At 39.1% G+C, this 3,193-nt stretch carries 3 protein-coding genes and 2 pseudogenes; all 5 read right to left on the bottom strand.

The features are described from left to right. Positions 1-245 (bottom strand): transposase (locus BHECKSOX2_RS07240; RefSeq protein ID WP_180323630.1); only part of this gene is annotated, 245 nt, incomplete at its 3' end. Positions 246-365: 120 nt separating this feature from the next. Further along, positions 366-764, bottom strand: a pseudogene (locus BHECKSOX2_RS10310) (RHS repeat-associated core domain-containing protein); the annotation flags it as partial. 15 nt (positions 765-779) lie between these two features. Continuing rightward, positions 780-1,331, bottom strand: a complete 552-nt coding sequence (locus BHECKSOX2_RS07235; RefSeq protein ID WP_245391351.1) for a hypothetical protein — start codon at positions 1,329-1,331, stop codon at positions 780-782. Then, positions 1,331-2,890, bottom strand: a complete 1,560-nt coding sequence (locus BHECKSOX2_RS10305; protein ID WP_245391350.1) for an RHS repeat-associated core domain-containing protein — start codon at positions 2,888-2,890, stop codon at positions 1,331-1,333. Before BHECKSOX2_RS10305 ends, BHECKSOX2_RS07235 begins: the two co-directional genes overlap by 1 nt. Positions 2,891-3,040: 150 nt before the next feature. After that, positions 3,041-3,193: pseudogene (locus BHECKSOX2_RS10620) on the bottom strand (IS30 family transposase); the annotation flags it as partial.

The following is a 3,193-nucleotide window of genomic DNA, read 5'->3' as shown; positions in this document are numbered from 1 at the left end:
AAAACAACACGCTCATCAGAGAGGTTTTCTAGTTGTTTAAGCAAAAGCAAACCTACCATCAGCCTGATGGGTTTTGAGGGTCTGCCATTGTTTTGAGAGTAATGTTGCTCAAAGGCATCATCAAAGACTGTCCAATTAATAGTGTTGGCTAGTTGTATTAAAGGGTCTTTGACATCTAATTGAGAAAAGAGCTCTGAATGAAAAAGATTTGATTGGGTGGATATTGGGCTGGATTTAGTTAACATTTTTTTAAGCAAAACGACCAAGAAATAAGAGGTATTTTAGCAAAAGTTGGTTGATTTGTCTAGGGTTATTGTTGGTTTTATTGTTATAAATCAATTTGTTGTGTGGTTTTTAAGGGTTGACTATTTAGCATGGATAGCCTCTGGATGTTTATAAGGTCTTGCATCTATACCGACATTTGTCCCTTCTTTTATAAAATTTTGAAATTTAATTGCAGCGTTTAAGTTGATTGTTAAATAATTTCCTTGTGGTTCAGTGTGGTCTTCTCCAACCCAAATATTCAAATCTTTTTGATTTGCCTTATAAGCATTAACACTGCCCACAAACCTATCCCAAGATATAATCGGAAAATGTCCTGTCGGATCCCTGTATTTAAGCGGACTATTGCCCACATAAACATATAAATTCAAGCCATCAACCGCCCCTGCTGAATCAGGGCTTATCCACCTCGTTAGCCAAGGATCTAGGTACCTAGCACCGTAGTAGGACAAACCACTACTGTCGTCTCTTTCTTTACCTGTGTAGCGGTAGCGTTTTTATTGGACTTGGGTTTTGTCTTTGCCAGCGATGAGGGCAGTGCCACCATAGGGGTAGTAGTGTTCGTAGCTGAGGGTTTGGGCTTTGTCGTTCAACTCTAGGGTGTTGGATTGTAGGTGGCCGGTGAGTTGGTAGTGAGTTTGGCTAGAGTTTTGTGTGTTGTCTTTGCTGCTTTTGGTTGAGATGTCTAGTAAAGGTAGGTAGTCTCTTTGGTTTTGTACTTGATTGTTAGATTCGACCATAGTACGAACTCGCCTGCCTTGGTAATCATAGATATAGTACTCTGTAGTGTTACTTGTGTCTGCTTTAGTAAGTTGGTTAAGGGTGTTGTTGTAGTGCCAATCTAGAGTACCAATGTTGTCAAGGGTTAGTAAATTGCCATTGGCATCAAAGTCGGTGGTGGATTGCTGGGTTTCGGTGCCACGGTTGTTGTTTGGGTGGATGGTGAGGGTTTGTTGCCATGTGCTACTGTTTGCTTGGTGTGAGAGGTGGGTTAGATTGTTGCCTGTGTCGTAGATGTAGGCTTGGTAATAGGACTCAATATTATTCATTATTTTTGGTTGAATATGGATAGGAATGCTTGAATAATATTTAGCCTTCTAGGTTCAGATCTATAATCCTGTAATTTAGAAAGATCTTCGGGCACTGGTTGTGCTGCGTCACCAAATTCTCTCTTCATTGTGTCTTCACTGCCCAAAACCAAAAATGCACTCCCCTTTATGCCGTATCGGTCTTTTACCCATATGCCATATTCTTGACCTTTCATAACTCTTTTTTTGACTCGATAGGCTTCAACTTGCTCTAGTGGTAGCAATGCTATATTATCCTTTTTATTTGTATGCCTGTATGCAGGGTTTGCCTGCAGATCATGATTAAGCCCACTTGTTTTTATATCTTGTGCTATATGATTACTTCCAACAAAAGCAATATAATTATTTTTTGGTCCATATGTGTTTACATCTAAAAGAGTGTTTTTCCAGTCATGTGTTCCAACATAATAAGTATTATGACTTATTGTCAATAGTTGTATACGCCTGAAAATTTCTTGTGTTTCATGGGGTGCAGAGTAAGAGCGATGCATATGATTAACAATATTAATATCTTTACTAGGCCTTTGACCTAGCTTAGCAGCAGTATTCTCTATCATAATATCCTGAATATTGGTATAACGAACTAAATCTAACATTAAAACAGCGCCACTTGTTTTAGCATGATTCTCTCCAACCCAAAGATTCAATCTTCTCTTGCCTTTTATATTATTATTATGTGCAATAAACTCATTCCAACTTATAGAACCAATTTTATCATTTCCCGTTGGATCAATATATTTAAGTGGATTATTGCCCACATAAACATATAAATTCAAGCCATCAACCGCCCCTGTCGAATCAGGGCTTATCCATCTGGCAAGCCATGGTGCTAGATATCTGGTGCCATAATAGGATAAACTACTATTATCATCTCTTTCTTTATCTGTGTAACGATAGCGTTTTTGTTGGACTTCGGTTTTATCCTTGCCAGCAATAATGGCAGTACCACCATAAGGGTAGTAATTCTCATAACTTATAACTTGGGCTTTGTCGTCAAGTTCTAGGGTGTTGGATTGCAGGTGGCTGGTGAGTTGATAGCGGGTTTGAGTAAAATTTGGACTAGAGTTTTGGGTGTTGTCTTTGCTACTTTCGCGCAGGATATGGGTGCCGATGTGCAGGGTGTTGATTTGTTTCTTTGCTTCGTTGGTTGAGATATCTAGTACAGGTAGGTAGTCTCTTTGGCTTTGCGCTTGATTGTTAGATTCAATCACAGTGCGGACTCGCCTGTTTTGGCAATCATAGACATAGTATTGTGTGGTGTTGTTTTTGTCTGCTTTAGTAAGTTGGTTAAGGGTGTTGTTGTAGTGCCAATCTAGAGCACCAATGTTGTCAAGGGTTAGTAAGTTGCCATTGGCATCAAAGTCGGTGGTGGATTGTTGGGTTTCAGTGCCACGGTTGTTGTTTGGGTGGATGGCGAGGGTTTGTTGCCATGTACTGCTGTTTGCTTGGTGTAAGAGTTGGGTTAGATTGTTACCCGTGTCATAGGTATAGGTTTGCTGATAGAGTTCTAGTAAGTTCATTGAGTAAATCGAAATGGTTTCAAATGTATAGGCTCAGGGGTAGATAGGATGATTAACTTTATTGGCACTTTCTATTATATTGTTAGATATTTTTCTCGTAATTCCTTTCGAAGTATTGCAATCTCTTTTCTGTAAATTAATTTGGCGAATTCAACCCATAAGTGCAACACTTCCATTTAAAAAATAGTCCTTGCCAGTCATCTTGGCAAAGACCTCAAATAGGGTCTTATACCCCAAGCATTTCCTAGGTCTATTATTCATTAAATCTGTTGCCCTAAATGCTTCTTTCTCACTCACATTATC

The sequence above is a fragment of the thiotrophic endosymbiont of Bathymodiolus puteoserpentis (Logatchev) genome, from assembly GCF_900127505.1.
GTDB lineage: Bacteria > Pseudomonadota > Gammaproteobacteria > PS1 > Pseudothioglobaceae > Thiodubiliella.
Note: the sequence above shows the minus strand (reverse complement) of the source record. Positions and strands in the feature narration are given on the sequence as shown.